This window comes from Rhizomicrobium sp. (assembly GCA_037200985.1).
GTDB lineage: Bacteria > Pseudomonadota > Alphaproteobacteria > Micropepsales > Micropepsaceae > Rhizomicrobium.
Window position 1 is genome coordinate 4020198 of sequence record JBBCGJ010000001.1, and the last position, 14616, is coordinate 4034813.

A 14616-nucleotide genomic window follows, 5' to 3' on the forward strand; every position below is an offset into this window, starting at 1 on the left:
GGGTCAGCAGCGACGCGCCTAGGGCCGCGCCCGCTCGATCTCCACGCCGCCGGATTCGGCACCGGGGAGCGCGTGCAGCTTCTCGACCCGGATGCGCGCGGTCGCCACGCGGGCGTCCTCGAAACAGGCCGTCGCGATCCGCTCCGCCAGCGTCTCGGCCAGGTTGATGTGCCCCGCCGCCAGGATCGCGCGGATCTTGCCCGTGATCGCGTCATAATCGACCACGACCTCCAGCCGGTCCTCCAGGATGGCGGCATCCTCGACCGCGAGGTCGACATTGATCCGCACCGGCTGGAGCTTGCCCTGCTCGTGGCCGTGCACGCCGATATGCGCCAGCACTTCCAGATTGCGGATGAAGACGTGCCGGATCGCCAGCGCCGCGCTGGCGATGGGAAGGCGGCTGACATTTGCGTTGCTCATGGGGTCGAGTTGTACCCCTTTGGCCGCGAATGCTAAAGCGGGACCATGAAGAAAGCGCCGAAGCCGGCTCCCACGCCCGCCCATTGGACCGCGGACCGGGGCTATGTCCGCATGATGATCCGCGACCTCGTGACCGAGGTCCGGCTCGGCCTGCATCCCTGGGAGCGCCATCCGGAGAAGCCGCAGCGCATCGTGGTGAATGTCGAGCTCTACGCCGCGCCGCAGACGATCGGCTACAGTCACGTCTCTTCCGTCGTCGATTATGACTATATCCGCGACGCGCTGAAGAAATGGCCCCGGCGCAAGCATACCGTGTTCATCGAAACGCTGCTCGACGAGCTGGTGAAGCTCTGCTTCAAGGACAAGCGCGTGCAGGCGGCCCGCGTCTCGATCTTCAAGCCGGACATCTACAACGAGGCGGCCGGCGCCGGCGTCGAGATCTACCGCGTGCGACCATGACCGGGTTCCCCGACGCCAGAGGCTATGCGCTCGTCACCGGCGGCGGCGCGCGCATCGGGGCGGCCCTGGTGCGGCGGCTCGCGGCCGACGGCTGGGCGGTGGCGATCCACCACCGCAGCTCCGCGCAGGGCGCCGAAGCGCTCGCAAGGGAGATCGTCGCCGGCGGCGGCCGCGCGGTCGCGCTCGGCTGCGATCTGGGCGCGGCGGCCGAATTCACGGATCTCTTCGCCCGCGCCGGCGCGGCGCTCGGCTTCTGTTCGCTCCTCGTGAACAGCGCATCCGCCTTCGAGTATGACGACATCTCCAACGTCACCCGCGAGCATCTGGAAAAACTGTTCGCCGTGAACCTGCATGCGCCGGTGCTGCTCGCCCGCGACTTCGCCGCGCAATTGCCGGAGGGCGCCAAGGGCCTGATCGTCAACCTGCTCGATCAGAAAGTGTTCAATCTCAATCCCGATTTCCTGTCCTACACGCTGACCAAGTCGGCGCTGGAGGCGGCCACGCGTCTGCTGGCGCAGGCGATGGGTCCGCGCATCCGCGTTTGCGGCATCGCGCCGGGCCTCACGCTGAAAAGCGGCGAGCAATCCGAAGCGGGCTTCGAGGCCGCGCACGGCCAGACGCCGCTCGGTTTCGGCAGCCAGCCGTCCGACATCGCCGAGACGCTATCCTACTTGGTGAAAGTCCCCGCGATCACCGGCCACACGATCCTGGTCGACGGCGGCCAGCACCTGCAGCCGCGCACGAGAGACGTGATGTTCACCTACGGCATCCCGGAGGATGCGCCGGTGGGAAAGCAATAACGCCTGTCATCCCCGTTCCCTCGCGCCGCTTCGCGGCGTTCGGCCGGGGATGACAGGCGGAACGCTTAAACCGCGAACCCCACAACCTTCTTCACCTCGGCCACGATCGGCCCCGCGATGGCGCGCGCCTTCTCGGCGCCGTCGGCCAGCAGCCGATCGATCTCTCCTTGATCGGCCATCAGCCGGCGCATCTCCGCGGTGATCGGCGTCAGCTTGGCGACCGCGAGGTCCGCCAGCTCGTTCTTGAAGGTCGAGAATTGCTGGCCGCCGAACCGCGCCAGCACCGCCTTCGCGTCCTCGTCCGCCAGTCCGGCATAGATGTTGATCAGGTTCTCCGCTTCCGGCCGCGTCTTGAACTCCGCCGCGTCGGAGGGCAGCGGCAAGGGATCGGTCTTCGCCTTGCGGATCTTCTGCGCGATCGTGTCGGCGTCGTCGGTCAGGTTGATGCGCGAATTGTCCGACTCGTCGGTCTTCGACATCTTCTTGAGCCCGTCGCGCAGGCTCATCACCCGCGTGCCGGGCCCGGTGATCACCGGCTCGGGCTGCGGGAAATAATCCGCCACCTGATAATCGTTGTTGAACTTCTGCGCGATGTCGCGCGCCAGTTCCAGATGCTGCTTCTGGTCCTCGCCCACCGGCACATGCGTCGCCTTGTAGACGAGGATGTCCGCCGCCATCAGCACCGGATAGGTATAGAGCCCGACCGAAGCGCGTTCCTTGTGCTTGCCGGATTTCTCCTTGAACTGCGTCATGCGGTCGAGCCAGCCGATCCGCGCCACGCAGTTGAAGATCCATGCCAGTTCGGCATGCTCGGGCACGCGGCTCTGGTTGAAGATCGGCGAGCGCTTGGGATCGATGCCCGCCGCGATATAGGCGGCCGTCACCTCCAGTGTCGCGCGGCGCACGTCGTCGGGCTTGGCATAGCCGGATTCCTGCGTCAGCGCGTGCATGTCGACGACGCAGAACAGGCAGTCCATCTCGTCCTGCATGCGCACCCAGTTCTTGAGCGCGCCCAGATAATTGCCCAGATGGAGCGTGTTGGTCGGCTGCATCCCGGACAGGACGCGCTTGGTATGGCTTGTGGTCATGGGGAAGTTCCGAAAAGCAAGAGGGTGGTTCGAAAAGGCGCGATTACGCGCGCCACCACCGCCGCGACGGCAGGGGCGAACCGGACAGGATGTCTGTATGCCGTACGCGCACGGAACGACCCGTCGATGCTTGCAGGGCCGGATATAGCCTGTCGGCGGCCCGGTTGAAAGGGCCTCAGCTATTGTCCAGGGCGGCCAGGAGCTGCTCGCGCACCGCCGCCAGCCGCGCCTCGTGCCGCACCTTGTGGCCGAAACCGTCGCGGACATAGAAGACGTCGACCGCCCGCTCGCCATAGGTCGACACCATCGCCGACGAGATCGACAGCCCCGACTGGAAGATGGCATCGGTCACGTCGTAGAGCAGGCCCGGCCGGTCGAGGCCCTCGACCTCCACCACCGTCGCGCGCGCCGACGCCTCGTTGTCGAAATTGACGCGCGGGGTGACGCGGAACGCGCTGGTGCGCTTCCTCGCCGTCCGCTTGGCGATCGCGTCGCGCGGATAGCTCGCCCCGCGCAGCGTCCGCTCGATCGACTGGCGCAGCCGCTCGATCCGCGCCGCGTCGCCGAACGTGCCCCCCTCCGCGTCCTGGACCGAGAACACGTCGAGCGCGAAGCCGTCGGACGTGGTGAACGCCTTGGCATCCACGATGCTGCCGCCCGATCCCGACACCGCGCCGGCAAGCTGCGAGAACAGGCCGGGATGATCGGGGGTATAGAGCACGATCTCGGTCACGCTGCGGAAATCGTTGCTCTCGGCGTTGAGGGCGAACAATTCGCCCTTGGCGTCGGCCTCGGCCATCATCCGCGCATGGCGCTCATGCGCCGCGTCGTCGAAGGCGAGCCAGTAATGGTCGTAGTGCCGCGACAGCAGCCGCTCCTGCTCCGCCTTCGGCAGGTCGCCGATGCGTCCCGCCAGCGCGATCTTCGCGGTCTCGACGCGCGCGGCGCGGGCCGGCGCGCCGTCGCCGCCGGTCATCACGCTTTCGGCCTCGTAGTAGAGCTCGCGCAGGAGCTGGCCCTTCCAGCCGTTCCACACGCCGGGACCGACGGCGCTGATGTCGGCCACCGTCAGCACCAGCAGCAGGCGCAGCATCTCCGGCGTCTGCACCAGCGCGACGAAATCCTTTACCGTCTTCGGGTCCGATATGTCGCGCCGCTGCGCCGTGTCGCTCATCACCAGATGGTTCTTCACCAGCCACATCGTGGCGTGGGTGTCCTCGGCCGACAGGCCGAGCCGGGGGCACAGGCCCTGGGCGATCGCCTCGCCGACGTCGGAATGATCGCCCGGCAGGCCCTTGGCGATGTCGTGCAGCAGCATCGCGACATAGAGCGTCTCGCGCGACTTGATGCGCTTGATGATGTCAGTCGCCAGCGGATGCTCGGCGCGATGCTCGCCGCGGTCGATGGAGGCGATATAGCCGACGGCGCGGATCAGGTGCTCGTCCACCGTATAGTGGTGGTACATGTTGAACTGCATCAGCCCGACGACGCGGCCGAACTCCAGCACGAAGCGCCCGAACACTCCGGCCTCGTTCATCAGCCGGAGCGCCCGCTCCGGATCGTTGCGCGAGCTCAAGATGTCCAGGAACAGGGCGTTGGCGGCGGGATCGCGCCGCACCTCGTCGTCGATCAGGTCGAGGCTGCGGGTGATGGTGCGCAACGCGTCGGGATGGATGTCGACCTTCTTGGCGTCGGCGATATGGAAGATGCGGATCATGTTGACCGGATCGGCGCGGAAGATCTGCGCCTTGGCGCACAGCCTGCCGTTCTCGACATAGAAGTCGTCGCCCGAGGTGCGCGGGCGCAGGAAGCCCGGCAGCATGGAGGCGAGGCTGGGCCGGCGCTTCCTGTTCTGGTCCTCGAGCGCGGCGCAGAAGATGCGAGTCAAATCGCCGACGTCCTTGGCGACCAGGAAATAGGCCTTCATGAACGCCTCGACGGCGCGGCGCGGATTGTCGCCGAAATAGCCCATGCGCGACGCCAGCTCCGGCTGGACGTCGAAGCTCAGCCGCTCCTCCGCGCGCCCGACGAGATAGTGCAGCTTGACGCGCACCTCCCACAGGAAGGCCTCGGCCTTCTGGAAAGTCTTGTACTCGTCGCGGGTCAGCACGTTGTGGTCGACGAGGTCGGCCGCGTCCTCCAGGTGATAGACGTATTTGCCGATCCAGTAGAGCGTCTGCAGGTCGCGCAGCCCGCCCTTGCCCTCCTTGATGTTCGGCTCGACGAGATAGCGGCTCTCGCCCTGGCGGGCATGGCGCTCGTTGCGCTCGGCGAGCTTGGCCTCGACGAAGTCCTGGCCCGTGCCGGTCGCGACCTCGCTCCAGAACTTCTTGCGCAGCTCCTCGAACAGGTTCTTGTCGCCCCAGAGGTAGCGGGCTTCCAGGATCGCGGTTCTTATCGTTATGTCCTGCTTGCTGAGGCGCACGCATTCGGCGAGCGAGCGCGTGGCGTGGCCGACCTTCAGCCCCAGATCCCACAGCATGTAGAGGATGAATTCGATGACGCTTTCGCCCCAGGGCGTCTGCTTGAAGGGGCGGATGAACAGCAGGTCGATGTCCGACCCCGGCGCCAGCTCGCCGCGGCCGTAGCCGCCGGTCGCGACCACGCAGATGCGCTCCGCCGCGGTCGGGTTCTGCGCGTAGTAGAAATGTTTGGTCGCAAAATCGTAGAGCACCTGGATCGTCGCGTCCTGGAGCACCGAGAGCGCGCGCGCCGCGGCGAGCCCGCTCAGCGTGCCGCCCTCGACCCCCGCCTTGACCCGGGCGCGGCCGTCCTGGAATTCCGCTTTGATCAGCGCAAGCGCCTCGGCGCGCAGCCGGGTCTTGTCGGTCGAGGCTTGCGCCAGCGCGGTCAGCGCGTGCCGAAGCGCGTCGCCGTCCAGAAGCGTGGCCAGGGCCGGTCCTTCATATCCCATGCAAACGCCATATCACGGCGGGGCAAGCCCGTCTCCACGGCACGATTCCGGCAACATAATTGCCGCACATGCAACGGGCGACAGCAGCGATCCGTGTGGCGGGTCCTACGTCGCGAGCTTCTGCGAGGTCTGCCGTTCGGTCTGGTGCGACACCAGCCAGCGCTGGACGAGCCCGGCGAGACCCGCGCCCACCAGCGGCATCACCCAGAACAGCCAGAGCTGCTCGATCGCCCAGCTTCCCTGGAAGATCGCGACGCCGGTCGCGCGCGCGGGATTGACCGAGGTGTTGGTCACCGGGATCGAGATCAGGTGGATCAGCGTCAGGCACAGGCCGATGGCGATCGGCGCATAGCCCGGCGCCGCCAGCGTCGAGTTCAGGATCACGATCAGGAACATGAAGGTCATCACGCCCTCGCACACCGCGCAGGCGAGCAGCGAATAGTGCTGCGGCGAGTGATCGCCGTAACCATTGTTGGCGAAGCCGGCGCCCGGATCGAAGCCGGCGGCGCCGCTCGCGATCACATAGAGCACGGCGCCCGCCGCGATGCCGCCCAGCAGCTGTGCGATCCAATAGGCCGCGATGTCCTTGGCCGGAAAGCGTCCCGCGACATAGAGGCCGAAGGTCACCGCCGGATTGAAATGCCCGCCCGAGATGTGCCCGAAGGCATAGGCGCCGGTGAGCACGGTCAGCCCGAAGGCGAGCGCCACGCCGGCATAGCCGATGCCGACATCCGGCACGCCAGCCGCCAGCACCGCGGCGCCGCAGCCGCCCAGCACCAGCCAGAACGTGCCGAGAAACTCGGCGGCGATCTTCTTCGAACTGTCCATTGGTCACCCCTCGTGTCGGCCGCAGTCTGAAGCGGAATCTTCGGCGTTGTCTATCCTCCGGCCGATCGCGGCGAGGCGATTTGCTGCAAAGCAAAACGGCGCGGGATTTCTCCCGCGCCGTTCGCTTGTCGAAAGTTCGTCCGACTTAGACGAGCTTCAGATTGACGGCCTTGGGGCCGCGCTTGTCGGCTTCGACGTCGAAGTTGACGCGCTGGCCTTCGTTCAGGCCGCGAAGACCCGCCGCCTGGACCGCGGTGACGTGCACGAACACGTCCTTGCCGCCGTCTTCCGGAGCGATGAATCCGAAACCCTTCGTGGTGTTGAAGAACTTAACTTGACCGATCATTACGGCTTTCTCCTGAAAGCATTTGAGCTACCGCGAAGGACACCGTGTCCCACGCGATCGTCGAACCCGCGACTTTTTTCAGGAAAAGCGTCGTCGTCACTCCAGCACTGTTCCCCGGTGGAATGGGGCCTCGCTTGGGCACGGCTCTGAACTTCTCTAAAGGCTGCGCGGCCTCGACTGCGCGGCGATATAGTCACTCGGCCGGAGCAAGGCAAGTCACCAGCGTTCACCGAGCGGGATGTGCCCGGGCTGCTCGGCGACGCGCGCCAGCCAGCGCGAAACCGCCGGATAATCCGCCAGTTCGAACCCGCCATCCGCCGCGCTGTGGGTGTAGCCGTAAAGCGCAATATCCGCGATGGAGCAGCGGTTCCCGGCGAACCAATCCTGCGTCCCGAGATGGGATTCCATCACGCACAGGGCCGCATTGCCCTTCGCGTGCCATTCCGGAACCAGATGTTTGCGCTTCTCTCGTTCCGCCTCGGGCGCGAAGGCGAGCCAGAAGCGCGCCACGGCGATATAGGGCTCGTGGCTGTACTGTTCGAAGAACATCCATTGCAGCATCTGCGCGCGATCCCAACTGCCCTCCGGGATCAGGGCCGAGCCCTCGGCGAGGAAGGACAGGATCGCGCCGGACTCGGCGAGGAAGCGGCCGTCCTCCAGTTCCAGCAGCGGCACGCGCCCGTTCGGGTTCTTCGCGAGAAATTCCGGCGTCCGCGTCGCGCCGTCATGCAGGCCGTATTCGCGCAGCGCGAGCGCGATACCGAGCCGGCGCGCCGCCAGCCGCACCTTGTAGCAATTGCCCGACATCTGCATCTGATGCAGCGCATACATGACCGCCTCCGCCTCGCACGGCGCGATCATGCACGAAACGCCGTGCGCTACTTATGCGCTTTGCGCTTGCCCGGCTTGCGCGACGCCGGTCCGACGGTGCGCATGATCACGCCGCAGGCGATGCGGTCGCCGGAATTGCCGGCGGGCTGGCTGATGTAATCGTCGGCGCGCGCATGCACGATGATCGATGCGCCGTCGCGGTCGAAGATCGATTTCTTGCCGTTGCCGAGCGAGAAGGCGTTGCTGATCGTGCTCGCATGCAGCGTGCCGTCGGCGGCGGCGAACTCGTTGGGCAGATCGCCCGGATGCGGGCTGTGCTGCGCCATATAGCCGTGCATCTTCGTCGGATCGGGCGAGAAATGCGGTCCCGCCGAGGCGAAACCGACCTTGGGATCGCAATTGCCCGAGGTGTGGATGTGGATCGCATGCGCGCCGGGCGTGAGCCCTTTGAGGTTGTATTCGATCAACACGCCATGCGATGTTGCGGCGAAGGTGATCGTGCCGACGGGGCTGCCGTCGCGCGCGATCGGTCTGGCGATGGCACGGGCTTTCGATGCGGCTGCCCCGGCCGGTGCCGGCGCGGCCAGGATCGCCGCCAGGCCCAGGAAAATCATCGCCTTTCGCATTTGCACGTCCCCGTTGCTCACCGGTGGCACAATACAACTTTCGCACCGCGCGCCAACGTCAAGGAGAGCTTGACAAAACTGTCAGGGTGATCTTGACTGTCAGGGTCTCCTTGACAGAGGGTCCGATGACCGCGAAGCCCACCCCCCTCCTGTTCTGCTCGTTCTGCGCCAAGTCCCAGCACGACGTGAAAAAGCTGATCGCCGGTCCCGGCATCTTCATCTGCGACGAATGCACTGCGCTTTGCGCCAGGATCGTCGCGGAATCGCCCGCCGCCGATCCCGAGGCGAGGATCGACTGGCCGTCCACCGTCGAGACCGCGCAATTGCTGACCTATCTCGGCGCCGCCGATTCGGTGCTGCAGCGCATCCGCGACCGCGTCCAGGAAACCGTCGACATCTTGCGCCGGCGCGAGGTGAGCTGGGCCGATATCGGCGCCGCGCTCAAGGTCTCGCGTCAGGCGGCCTGGGAGCGGTTCTCCTGAGCCGCCGGAACAATTGATCGGCCGCAACGTTTCTGCCATGCGAGTCGCCCATCCTTGCCGGCGATCTGCAGGAGGATTCCATGATGATGTTTCCCGCCGCCGCGATTCTGCTCGCCCAGGCCGTGACCGCGCCCGCCATGCCCCAGCCCATGGCGATGGACACGCCGGTCTCCTTCGGCGGCGTCCAGGCCGCCTGCACCGGCGTCGGCTCGGCCAAGGACGATCCGCAATGGTCCTCCTATCCGATCCGCATCGAGTTCTCGAATGGCGGCGCGCAATATCTGTCCGGCGCGCATGTGACGCTGACGAGCGGCGCCAGCGCCGTCGCCGACATCAACTGCGCCGGCCCCTGGGTCCTGGTGAAGGGCACGCCCGGCGCCTACCGCGTCAGCGCCACGATCAACGGCTCGCAGGCCAAGCCCGTGACGGCGGCGTTCACCCTGGGCACGGGCGCGCAGAAGCGCATCGTGCTGCGCTTTCCCGATTTCCAGGCGAACGAATAGCCGTCTCGAACCGCTGATCGGTTGACGCGCCGCGAACGGCGCTGAATATCTGCCCTGCGGACACGCGGGGGCGATCATGTTCGGCAGGATATTGACGGCCGGTCACGGCCTGGTGTCGATCGCCGTGCAGATCTGGGCGATGATCACCATTCCGCTCGCGGTCGTCAGCGCCGTCCACGATCTCACCCATGCGCGCGGAATCCTGTTCGGCCTTTCGAAGGAATGGAGCGGGCTGTTGCGGACGCAGTTGCCATGGCCGTCCCATCTCCCGGACTGGGCGATGTCGCTGTCCTATATCGCGATCCTGTGCGCCGGGCTGGCATGGCTTTATTGGACGAGCGTCGTGCTCGTCTCCAAAAGCTACTACGCCGCGGCGCTGCACGGCGATCTCGGCCCCGTTGCGCCGCAGATGACCGGCCCTTCCGGCGCCGAATCCGCGGTCGCCGGCGTCGGTATCCTCGCGATCCTCGGCGGCACGCTCGCGGGTCAGTCCGCCGCCGCCGCGGGCCTGGCCCTGATGGGGCCCGTCGGCATCAGCATCGTCGTGATCGCCGGCGGCTGGGCCATCCTCGTCGGCGTGAGCAAGAGCGAAGAGGCGCGCAACGAGGCCATCAAGGACCAGGCCCGGCAAGCCACCGAGGAGCTGGTGCGCAAACGCGAGGCGCTCGCGGCCGAGGCCGTCGAACAATACAAGTCCCAGGAAATCCGACGACTGAAAATGTCCGGTGTCGTCGTCTTGGCGCTGGTGGCGATCAACTTCGCGGCGCCCCTGATCCTGCCGCTGTTCGCCGGCCGCTAGACGACCACCTGTTCGCTGACCTCTTCGGCCTCGACCTCCGCCTCGGTCAGGCCGTCGATGATGCGCCGCTTCTTCCAGTCGCCGCGGGAGAACCACAGGAAGCTCATGACCGCCGTGATCACATTGGCGACCGGGAACGCCCACCAGATGCCGTGCGCGCCCAGATGGGCGCGGTGCGACAGCACGAAGGCGAGCGGGAAGGTCAGCATCCACTGCGATACCAGGCTGATCGTCATCGCCGCGAACATGTTGCCGCTGGCGCGCAGCACGCCCATCAGCGCGAACTGGACGCCGATGAAGCCGAAGCTCCACGACACGGTGCGGATGAACACGCTCGCCTCGTGGACCACGGCCTTGTCGTGCGGCACGAAGAACGCCGCGATGTGGTTGGCGAAGGCGAAGGCGAACAGCCCGAAGGCCGTGAGCACCGAGAAGGTGATCAACGTCGCGAGCCGCGCCACGGCTTCGGCGCGCTTGATGTTCCCGGCGCCGATGTTCTGGCCGACCAGCGTCGAGGTCGCCATGGAGAAGCCCATCGCCGGGATGACCGCAAATTGCAGCATGTTGCCGCCGACGCCATAGGCCGCCGTCGTCACCGTGCCGAAGCTGGTGATGAGGAACATCATCACCGTCACGCCGAGGCCGCGGGCGGAGCCCTCGATCGCCGCCGGATAGCCGAGGTTGACCGCGCGCTTGATGAACGCGAAATCGGGCCTGAGCTCGCGGATCCTGAGCTGGATGCCGTAGCGGCCCTGGACCAGCAGCACGATGGCCGCCGCCGCCGCGATCGTCTGGCTGATCACGGTCGCCAGCGCCGCGCCCATCACGCCCCAGCCCATCCAGAAGATGAACACCGGATCGAGCACGAAATTGACGAACACCGTTCCGGCCGTGAGATAGAGCGGCACCGTCACCTGGCCCATGCCGCGCATCTGCGACTGGAAGCAGAAGAAGACGAAGGCGAGCGGCAGGCCGATGAACTGCACCCGCAGAAAGCCGAGCGCGGCGTGGTAGACGTCGGGCGCCACCTCCATCAGTTCCAGCAGGTAGGGCGCGGCCACGAAGCCGAGCAGGCCGAGAACCGCCGATACGGCGACCACCGTCAAAAGCGTCTGACCGGCGACATGGTCGACCATGGCGCGGTTGCGCGCCCCGACATATTGCGCGATCAGGGTCGAGCCGGCGATGGTGAAGCCCATGCCGATCGCCATCATCAGGAACCAGAACGGCAGCGACACCGACACGGCGGCGACCGCCGTCGCGCCCAGCCGTCCCACCCAGAACGCATCCACGAGCTGATAGGCGATCTGCAGGAGGCTGCCGCCCGTGATCGGGACGGCGAGCAGGAACAGGGACCGCGAGATCGAGCCCTCGAGCAGTCTCGGATCGAAGGCACGGCCTCCGATGCCGCGCCCGCCGGGCATATAGGCGGCGGGTCGCGCCGGCGGCGACTGATCCTTGTCGGAAGACATGCCGTCATTTTCGGCCATTCGCGGGGTCTTTGGCAAATCGCGGGGCTCGCTATAATCCTTGATCGTCGCCGACCTCGAAGAGCCCGCGCCCATGCGTCCTGCGTTCCTGATTTGCGCCGCCGTCCTCCTTGCCGCGACCTCGGCCCGCGCCGAGAGTTGGCAGCACACCCGCGACAATGGCGGCGGCTATCCCATGTGCTTCGACAAGGACAGCGTCACGACCAAGCCCGACGGGCTCACCTACTACGCGGTCAAGATGTGCAAGGATGCCGTGCCGCAATACTACGCGGTCGACTGCACGAAGAACTTCAAGGTCGAGCTGCTGGTGCGCATCTACGACGTCGGCTCGACCACGCATTTTCGCGAGATAACCGCCGACTATCCGCAATCCGGCATGGCGCTCGACGCCGACATGGCCTGCCGCAAATAGCGCGGCCCCGAAACGAAACGGCCGGCGGAGGTCCGCCGGCCGTTCCATTGAAAGCGTGGCCGCTCGTCAGACCGCCTTCAGGTTCACGGCCTTGGCGCCGCGCGCATCGGGCTGCACGTCGAAGGACACTTTCTGCCCCTCATTGAGACTGCGCAGGCCCGCCGCCTCCACGGCGGTGGCGTGGACGAACACGTCCTTGCCGCCGCCTTCCGGCGCGATGAAGCCATAGCCCTTTGCTGTGTTGAAGAACTTCACGGTTCCGATCGTCATGTCTCAGTCGTCCTGCTCACGAAGTTTCCACACCGGCCTCATGCCGCCATGGGACGAAAAACGGCCATCGGGGAGAGGAAGGGAGGCTGTCTCGTCCAGCGGAAGGAAACGGTAACAGTCGAGCGCTTTCTCTGACGGGACGCCGTCCACGCGCGCAAAGGCTATCCCAAACCGGAGAGCAGTCAATCTCTCGGCCGGGTTCCTTGCTACGCGGTCTTTTCGGTCTTCTTCTTCGCCGCCGCGGTTTTCTTGGGCGGCGCTTCGGCCGCCAGCTTGATCGCCTGCGCCGCGTCCGCCGCCTCCTTGGCGAGTCGCAGCGCGCGCAGCTTGGCGGTCTTGACCTCGAACGCCTGGCGCTCGGCCTCCAATTCCTTCTTCACCAGCGCGTCGCGGGCCTCGGACGCGGTGAAGGTCGCGCCGGTCTTGCGGCGGCCCAGATCTCGGATCGGTTCGGACATGACGGGCTCCTCTGCTGACGCGGGGTCCGGGTCCGCCCAGGAGGCGGGCAGGGGCTCTGCGGTGGGCCGGCGCCGAAGCGCGGGTCCGCGAATGCGATTATAGCCGAAAATGCTGCGCTGCGGTGCGGAAATATTCATGCGTGTACGCAGCATTTCCGCGCCGGCGCGCCGTTTGGCGCGCTTTTTTTGGCTACCGGGCCGCCCGATTTTCGCAGGCCGCCGGCGAAGATGTCTGGGACATGAACGGCGGCGCGCGGACGCCGTTCATTTCGAAGGGATCAGTGTCGCCGTCTCGATGCACTCAAGGAGAACGACATGACCAAGGCCAGACTGCTCAAGACCGCGATCGTCGCCGCCATCATCGGCGTCGCCGGCGCGGCGTCCATCGCGCCCGCCAGCGCGCGCGACCACGACCGGAACAATGCCAGCTTTCGCGGCGATCACCGCGACAACGATCGCTTCGACCGCGGCAACCGCCACGATCATCGCTGGCACCATCGCCGTCACCACCGCTTTCATCGCGGCTGGTACTGAACGCGACGGGCGGGCGCGGCGGCTGGGCCGCGCCCGTTTCGCCGCCCCTTGCGGCGGCGCGAAATGCTCATAAAGTCACCGGCGCATCGTCCGGAGACACCGTCATGATCCGTGCAATGATCTTCGCCGCGGCGCTCCTCGCCGCCGCGCCGGCGGCAGCGTCGGACCAGGGCGATCTCGCCGCCGCCGTCAACGCCTATAACGACACGCTCAACAAGAACGATTTTCCGGGCGCCGCCGCCTTCTACACGGCATCGCCGTCCATCGTCGACGAGTTCTCGCCGCATGTCTGGTCGGGCGCCGACGCCTTCGCGCAATGGGGGGCCGATTACGGCGTCTATGCCAAGGCGGAGCAGATGACGGAACCCTTCATGGTGCTCGCCAAGCCGACCCATGTCCTGGTCGAGGGCGATCGCGGCTACGCCGTGTTTCCCGCGAACTTCACGTTCAAGCGCGCCGGCAAGCCGGTGCGCGAGCCCGGCATCATGACCTTCGCGATGCAGAAGATCGACGGCAAATGGAAGATCGCCGGCTGGTCGTGGACTGTGAAATAGCGTCTACGCCTTCGCCGCCTTCAGGAACGCCGCCGCCGCGGCCGGATTGCGCACCTTCGCGCCGGCGATGAAATAGACGAAGACGTCGCGCTTCTTTTTCGCCGGTGCCTTGGCGAGCAGCGTCATGCCCTTGGGCGCGCCGCCCGCCTCCCAGGCCTTCGCGGCGGCGACCCAGTCCTTGATCGCGGCGGGGCTGTAGCCGGTCTCGATCTTTTCCTGCGATTCCTGCAGCCGGCAATAGACGAAGTCGGCCGTCGCGTCGGCGATCGTAGGAAACTTTTTGGCATCCGCGAACACGATCGCCGCGCCGTATTTGCGCGCCAGGGCGACGAAATCCCCCGTCTTGAAGCTCTCGTGCCGGGGCTCGACCGCGTGGCGCAGCGCGACGCCGTCGATGCTCTTCGGCAGGAGCGCGAGGAAGGCCTCGAAATCCGCCGGATCGAATTTCTTCGTATGCATGAACTGCCACAGGATCGGTCCGAGCTTGTGCTTCAGTTCCGACACGCCGCTTTCGAGGAAGCGCGCGATGGAAGGCCCCGCCTCGCCCAGCACCTTGCGGTTGGTCGCGAAGCGGTTCGCCTTCAGCGAGAAGACGAAATCCTCCGGCGTCTCGTCATGCCATTTCTTGAAGGTCGGCGGCTTGAAGGTCGAATAGAAGGTGCCGTTGACCTCGATGCTCGAAAGCTGGCGGCTGGCATAGGCGAGCTCCTTGGCCTTGGACGTGCCTTTCGGGAAGAACACGCCGCGCCACGGCTCGAAATTCCACCCGCCGATGCCTGCCCGGATCATGTCGTCGTCGCCC

At 66.3% G+C, this 14616-nt stretch carries 19 protein-coding genes; 8 read left to right on the plus strand and 11 right to left on the minus strand.

The window, feature by feature from the left end; genetic code table 11:
- Window positions 1–18: 18 nt before the first annotated feature.
- Window positions 19–420, minus strand: coding sequence for a dihydroneopterin aldolase (locus tag WDN01_19940; GenBank protein ID MEJ0028304.1), 402 nt, complete (start codon window positions 418–420; stop codon window positions 19–21).
- A gap of 45 nt (window positions 421–465) precedes the next feature.
- Between WDN01_19940 and WDN01_19945 the strand changes: the two genes are divergently transcribed.
- Both WDN01_19945 and WDN01_19950 read left to right on the plus strand, forming a co-directional pair.
- On the plus strand, window positions 466–879 hold the full coding sequence (locus tag WDN01_19945; protein MEJ0028305.1) for a dihydroneopterin aldolase: 414 nt from the start codon (window positions 466–468) through the stop codon (window positions 877–879).
- The gene (locus WDN01_19950; GenBank protein ID MEJ0028306.1) at window positions 876–1679 is read left to right on the plus strand and encodes an SDR family oxidoreductase; all 804 of its coding nucleotides are present in this window, start codon (window positions 876–878) and stop codon (window positions 1677–1679) included. Before WDN01_19945 ends, WDN01_19950 begins: the two co-directional genes overlap by 4 nt.
- Window positions 1680–1744: 65 nt before the next feature.
- Here the strand turns inward: WDN01_19950 and trpS are convergent, their stop codons facing one another.
- The 6 genes from trpS to WDN01_19980 form a co-directional block, all read right to left on the minus strand.
- Window positions 1745–2767 carry a tryptophan--tRNA ligase gene (gene trpS, locus WDN01_19955; protein MEJ0028307.1) on the minus strand — a complete coding sequence of 341 codons (1023 nt, stop codon included), beginning with the start codon at window positions 2765–2767 and terminating at the stop codon, window positions 1745–1747.
- A gap of 175 nt (window positions 2768–2942) precedes the next feature.
- Window positions 2943–5681 carry a [protein-PII] uridylyltransferase gene (locus tag WDN01_19960; GenBank protein MEJ0028308.1) on the minus strand — a complete coding sequence of 913 codons (2739 nt, stop codon included), beginning with the start codon at window positions 5679–5681 and terminating at the stop codon, window positions 2943–2945.
- A 105-nt stretch (window positions 5682–5786) separates the two neighbouring features.
- A complete protein-coding gene (gene aqpZ, locus WDN01_19965; GenBank protein ID MEJ0028309.1) occupies window positions 5787–6509 on the minus strand; it encodes an aquaporin Z in 723 nt (240 codons plus the stop codon).
- A 145-nt stretch (window positions 6510–6654) separates the two neighbouring features.
- The gene (locus WDN01_19970; GenBank protein ID MEJ0028310.1) at window positions 6655–6855 is read right to left on the minus strand and encodes a cold-shock protein; all 201 of its coding nucleotides are present in this window, start codon (window positions 6853–6855) and stop codon (window positions 6655–6657) included.
- A 216-nt stretch (window positions 6856–7071) separates the two neighbouring features.
- Complete coding sequence (locus WDN01_19975; protein ID MEJ0028311.1) at window positions 7072–7716, minus strand: glutathione S-transferase family protein; 645 nt, start codon at window positions 7714–7716, stop codon at window positions 7072–7074.
- A gap of 17 nt (window positions 7717–7733) precedes the next feature.
- Entirely contained in the window at window positions 7734–8312 is a 579-nt protein-coding gene (locus WDN01_19980; GenBank protein ID MEJ0028312.1) for a superoxide dismutase family protein, read from the minus strand.
- A gap of 125 nt (window positions 8313–8437) precedes the next feature.
- Here WDN01_19980 and WDN01_19985 point away from each other — a divergent pair, with 125 nt between their 5' ends.
- The 3 genes from WDN01_19985 (at window position 8438) to WDN01_19995 (ending at window position 10096) form a co-directional block, all read left to right on the plus strand.
- The gene (locus WDN01_19985) at window positions 8438–8794 is read left to right on the plus strand and encodes a ClpX C4-type zinc finger protein (GenBank protein MEJ0028313.1); all 357 of its coding nucleotides are present in this window, start codon (window positions 8438–8440) and stop codon (window positions 8792–8794) included.
- 80 nt (window positions 8795–8874) lie between these two features.
- Window positions 8875–9297 carry a hypothetical protein gene (locus tag WDN01_19990; GenBank protein ID MEJ0028314.1) on the plus strand — a complete coding sequence of 141 codons (423 nt, stop codon included), beginning with the start codon at window positions 8875–8877 and terminating at the stop codon, window positions 9295–9297.
- Window positions 9298–9373: 76 nt separating this feature from the next.
- A complete protein-coding gene (locus WDN01_19995; protein MEJ0028315.1) occupies window positions 9374–10096 on the plus strand; it encodes a hypothetical protein in 723 nt (240 codons plus the stop codon).
- On the opposite strand, the gene WDN01_20000 is transcribed toward WDN01_19995, so the two are convergent.
- Window positions 10093–11568: an MATE family efflux transporter gene (locus WDN01_20000; protein ID MEJ0028316.1), complete on the minus strand. Its 1476-nt coding sequence runs from the start codon at window positions 11566–11568 to the stop codon at window positions 10093–10095. The two genes, WDN01_19995 and WDN01_20000, sit on opposite strands and share 4 nt — an antisense overlap.
- Window positions 11569–11659: 91 nt before the next feature.
- Between WDN01_20000 and WDN01_20005 the strand changes: the two genes are divergently transcribed.
- Window positions 11660–11998, plus strand: coding sequence for a hypothetical protein (locus WDN01_20005; protein MEJ0028317.1), 339 nt, complete (start codon window positions 11660–11662; stop codon window positions 11996–11998).
- A 66-nt stretch (window positions 11999–12064) separates the two neighbouring features.
- On the opposite strand, the gene WDN01_20010 is transcribed toward WDN01_20005, so the two are convergent.
- On the minus strand, window positions 12065–12268 hold the full coding sequence (locus tag WDN01_20010; protein ID MEJ0028318.1) for a cold-shock protein: 204 nt from the start codon (window positions 12266–12268) through the stop codon (window positions 12065–12067).
- Window positions 12269–12474: 206 nt separating this feature from the next.
- Window positions 12475–12726 (minus strand): hypothetical protein, encoded by a 252-nt coding sequence (locus WDN01_20015; protein MEJ0028319.1) that lies wholly within the window; start codon window positions 12724–12726, stop codon window positions 12475–12477.
- A 315-nt stretch (window positions 12727–13041) separates the two neighbouring features.
- On the opposite strand from WDN01_20015, the gene WDN01_20020 reads away from it, so the two are divergent.
- Complete coding sequence (locus WDN01_20020) at window positions 13042–13260, plus strand: hypothetical protein (GenBank protein MEJ0028320.1); 219 nt, start codon at window positions 13042–13044, stop codon at window positions 13258–13260.
- 104 nt (window positions 13261–13364) lie between these two features.
- Window positions 13365–13814 carry a nuclear transport factor 2 family protein gene (locus WDN01_20025; GenBank protein ID MEJ0028321.1) on the plus strand — a complete coding sequence of 150 codons (450 nt, stop codon included), beginning with the start codon at window positions 13365–13367 and terminating at the stop codon, window positions 13812–13814.
- A 3-nt stretch (window positions 13815–13817) separates the two neighbouring features.
- Here WDN01_20025 and WDN01_20030 read toward each other — a convergent pair whose 3' ends face one another.
- On the minus strand, window positions 13818–14603 hold the full coding sequence (locus WDN01_20030; GenBank protein MEJ0028322.1) for a DUF72 domain-containing protein: 786 nt from the start codon (window positions 14601–14603) through the stop codon (window positions 13818–13820).
- Between the last annotated feature and the right edge of the window lie 13 nt (window positions 14604–14616).

Bases quoted from the DNA above. Each gene is read 5' to 3' on its own strand.
- WDN01_19985 (MEJ0028313.1), top strand. From the start codon at position 8,438: ATGACCGCGAAGCCCACCCCCCTCCTGTTCTGCTCGTTCTGCGCCAAG.
- trpS (MEJ0028307.1), bottom strand. From the start codon at position 2,767: ATGACCACAAGCCATACCAAGCGCGTCCTGTCCGGGATGCAGCCGACC.
- WDN01_20025 (MEJ0028321.1), top strand. From the start codon at position 13,365: ATGATCCGTGCAATGATCTTCGCCGCGGCGCTCCTCGCCGCCGCGCCG.
- WDN01_19990 (MEJ0028314.1), top strand. From the start codon at position 8,875: ATGATGATGTTTCCCGCCGCCGCGATTCTGCTCGCCCAGGCCGTGACC.
- aqpZ (MEJ0028309.1), bottom strand. From the start codon at position 6,509: ATGGACAGTTCGAAGAAGATCGCCGCCGAGTTTCTCGGCACGTTCTGG.
- WDN01_20030 (MEJ0028322.1), bottom strand. From the start codon at position 14,603: ATGATCCGGGCAGGCATCGGCGGGTGGAATTTCGAGCCGTGGCGCGGC.
- WDN01_20010 (MEJ0028318.1), bottom strand. From the start codon at position 12,268: ATGACGATCGGAACCGTGAAGTTCTTCAACACAGCAAAGGGCTATGGC.
- WDN01_20000 (MEJ0028316.1), bottom strand. From the start codon at position 11,568: ATGTCTTCCGACAAGGATCAGTCGCCGCCGGCGCGACCCGCCGCCTAT.
- WDN01_19945 (MEJ0028305.1), top strand. From the start codon at position 466: ATGAAGAAAGCGCCGAAGCCGGCTCCCACGCCCGCCCATTGGACCGCG.
- WDN01_19970 (MEJ0028310.1), bottom strand. From the start codon at position 6,855: ATGATCGGTCAAGTTAAGTTCTTCAACACCACGAAGGGTTTCGGATTC.
- WDN01_19980 (MEJ0028312.1), bottom strand. From the start codon at position 8,312: ATGCGAAAGGCGATGATTTTCCTGGGCCTGGCGGCGATCCTGGCCGCG.
- WDN01_19960 (MEJ0028308.1), bottom strand. From the start codon at position 5,681: ATGGGATATGAAGGACCGGCCCTGGCCACGCTTCTGGACGGCGACGCG.
- WDN01_20020 (MEJ0028320.1), top strand. From the start codon at position 13,042: ATGACCAAGGCCAGACTGCTCAAGACCGCGATCGTCGCCGCCATCATC.
- WDN01_19950 (MEJ0028306.1), top strand. From the start codon at position 876: ATGACCGGGTTCCCCGACGCCAGAGGCTATGCGCTCGTCACCGGCGGC.
- WDN01_19995 (MEJ0028315.1), top strand. From the start codon at position 9,374: ATGTTCGGCAGGATATTGACGGCCGGTCACGGCCTGGTGTCGATCGCC.
- WDN01_20015 (MEJ0028319.1), bottom strand. From the start codon at position 12,726: ATGTCCGAACCGATCCGAGATCTGGGCCGCCGCAAGACCGGCGCGACC.
- WDN01_19940 (MEJ0028304.1), bottom strand. From the start codon at position 420: ATGAGCAACGCAAATGTCAGCCGCCTTCCCATCGCCAGCGCGGCGCTG.
- WDN01_19975 (MEJ0028311.1), bottom strand. From the start codon at position 7,716: ATGATCGCGCCGTGCGAGGCGGAGGCGGTCATGTATGCGCTGCATCAG.
- WDN01_20005 (MEJ0028317.1), top strand. From the start codon at position 11,660: ATGCGTCCTGCGTTCCTGATTTGCGCCGCCGTCCTCCTTGCCGCGACC.